A 2503-nucleotide genomic window follows, 5' to 3' on the forward strand; every position below is an offset into this window, starting at 1 on the left:
CAGCCGTGGCTTCCGGGCTCGGTGTACTCCTGGCTGCGCACGTAACCGACGATCGGCTTGCCGCCGTCACTGGAATGGGAGTACTCCCGGTCCGAGGAGGAGCAGTTCTCGCCCTGGCCGTTGACCAGTTGGACCTCGATCCCGGCGAACGGATCACCCGTGGCCGTCGGCTGGGACTGGTCCGGCAGCAACAGGGCGGACAGGTGCGCCCGCTCACCCGGTTCGATGGTCCCCAGGTTGTAGAACCTCAGCGTCCCGTCGGCGCTGGAATGGGCCCTGGTCTCACCGCGCCCGTACTCGTCCAGGTACTGCCCGGGGGCTAGCTGGGGGGATGAGTGCAGCGTCTCCCCACCGGTGACCGGGGTCCCGGAGGCGACGTACCCCTGGAAGGCCCGGACCGTCTTCGTCTGCAGCTCGGACTCCAGCTCCGTCGCGTTGTCCGCCTGGACGTAGGTGCCGCCCGTGGCCTCGGCCACGCAGGTCAGCTCCTCGCGGGCGGCGTCGTTGACCTTGAAGCCGATGGTGTGCACGGTCAGGCCGATGCCCTTCCCTGCCAGGTCCTGGGCCGCCTCGCAGGCCGGTGGCTCGGAGCAGTTCTCCTCACCGTCGGAGACCAGGATGATGGACTTCTCCCCGTCGATCCCCTCGAGTTCCTGTGCCGCGTGCAGCAGCGCCGCCCCGATCGGGGTCTCACCGACCGCGTCCAGGCCGGCGATCCTCTTCTTGAGCCCGCCGACGTCGGTGGGGCCCACCTTCTGCAGGGTGGTGATGTCCTTGCAGTCCCCCACCGTGTTGGCGCCGTAGACCACCATGCCGAGGTCCGCGCCGTCGGGGGCGTTGTCCAGCAGGGTGGAGGTGGCCTCCTGCGCGGCGGCCAGCCGGGTGGTGCCGGACTCGTCCGCGTCCTTCTCCAGCATGGAGGAGGAGTAGTCCATGACCACGACGACGGGCTGCAGGGCGCGCTGTCCGTCCTGGGCGGCACCGGAGGGGCTGGCCGACGGGGCGGCCTGCGCGGGGGCCGCCAGCAGGCCGCCCAGGAGCAGGGCGAGGGCCGTGACCAGGGCGAGGGTCCGGCCGGGAAGGGCCGGGCCGCACCGGCGCCCGTGGGCGGTGCCCGGGTGCCTCGGGCGGGAGGTGGTGTCCATCATGTGTCCCCTGTACGAGTGATAAGCGGGTGCCTGCGCTGTTTACGGTTGCAAATGTACAGACTGGCCTGGGCCTGGGCAACACGGACCGGTGGGGAGAACTCCCCATGGGCTCAGGGGCGTATCTTTGCCTTCGCAAATGAACGGTTAGGATCGATGCATGTCCTCCCCCGTCACGGAACAGCGCCTGGCCCAGCAGCGCGCCATCTACGGCACGCCCCTGGCAGAGCGGTTCGGGGCCCTGATGAACGTCTACCGGCTCAGCCAGCGGTCCCTGGCCCGCGTGCTGGGGCTGTCCGCGCCCATGCTCTCCCAGCTGATCAACGCCCAGCGCATCAAGATCGGCAATCCGGCCGTCTACGAGCGCCTCGTGATGCTGGAGGAGCGTCAGGACGAACCGGACCACGAGCGGGTGCTGGCCGAGGTGCAGGCCTCGGCCCCGGTCCTCACCACGCACACCTCCCGCGGACGCCAGGCCCTCGCCGGAACCCCCGAGGGTGGTGACGTCGCCGTCCAGCTCGCCCTGTACGCCGGCCCCGAGGCGCTGCTGGCCGCGGCGCAGGCCGCCCGGATGGCCGGTGGGCAGGCCCTGGCAGAGGTGCTCGAGCGGGCCGCCGCACACCACGGCTGACCGGACGGGGCGGCGGCGGGGCCACTGCTACGCCACGTCAGGATGACCGCCCGGACGCCCCGGGGACCGCTGCGCGGCGGCGCGCCCGTGTGATGGGATGGGGCCATGGACTCCTCCGCGTCGCCGTCCCAGCCCGCAGCCCCCACGGCAGCCCAGGCCCCGTCCCACCCCGTGGACTGGGACGTGGCCGCCTCCACCGCGGCGAGGGTGTGCGCCGCCGGACCGCGGTTCACCCGGCACCAGGCCGAACGGGAGGCCGAGGGGCTGCGCCGCGCGGCGGAGGCCGCGGTGGACCACGTGCACCGGCTCACGGGCCTGGACGCCGCCCGGGACCTGCGGGACTCCGAGGTGCTGGTGGTGGACCGGCCCACCTGGACCCGGGCCAACACCCAGGCGTTCTCCACCCTGCTCGGGCCGGCCTTCGACCACGTCCGCGCGTCCCGTCCGGACGAGTACGCCCGCGCGACCAGCGGCTTCGCCCCCACGGCGACCGGCGTGGAGGCCGGGACCGTGCTGGCCTTCCTCTCCTCGAAGGTCCTGGGCCAGTACGAGCCGTTCTGCGCGCTGCCGGGCCCGGACGGGACGGCCCCGGGACCCCAGGGCGGCCGGCTGCTCCTGGTGGCACCGAACATCGCCGAGGTGCGGGTCGAGCTCAACGTGGACCCGGAGGATTTCCGCCTGTGGGTCTGCCTCCACGAACAGACCCACCGGGTGCAGTTCGCGGCGG

Annotated in this window: 3 protein-coding genes; 2 read left to right on the plus strand and 1 reads right to left on the minus strand. The window is 72.6% G+C overall.

Annotation, left to right across the window (positions count from 1 at the left end):
• A partial coding sequence (locus PLJ28_RS15565; protein ID WP_324590413.1) for a vWA domain-containing protein occupies nt 1–1148 on the minus strand: 1148 nt, incomplete at its 3' end.
• 157 nt (nt 1149–1305) lie between these two features.
• Here PLJ28_RS15565 and PLJ28_RS15570 point away from each other — a divergent pair.
• A complete protein-coding gene (locus PLJ28_RS15570) occupies nt 1306–1776 on the plus strand; it encodes a DNA-binding protein (RefSeq protein WP_324590414.1) in 471 nt (156 codons plus the stop codon).
• A gap of 105 nt (nt 1777–1881) precedes the next feature.
• Nucleotides 1882–2503: Rv3626c family coenzyme F420 biosynthesis-associated protein (locus PLJ28_RS15575; protein ID WP_324590415.1), on the plus strand; the 622-nt coding region annotated here is incomplete at its 3' end.

The sequence above is a fragment of the Citricoccus sp. genome, assembly GCF_035445025.1.
Taxonomy (GTDB): domain Bacteria; phylum Actinomycetota; class Actinomycetes; order Actinomycetales; family Micrococcaceae; genus Citricoccus.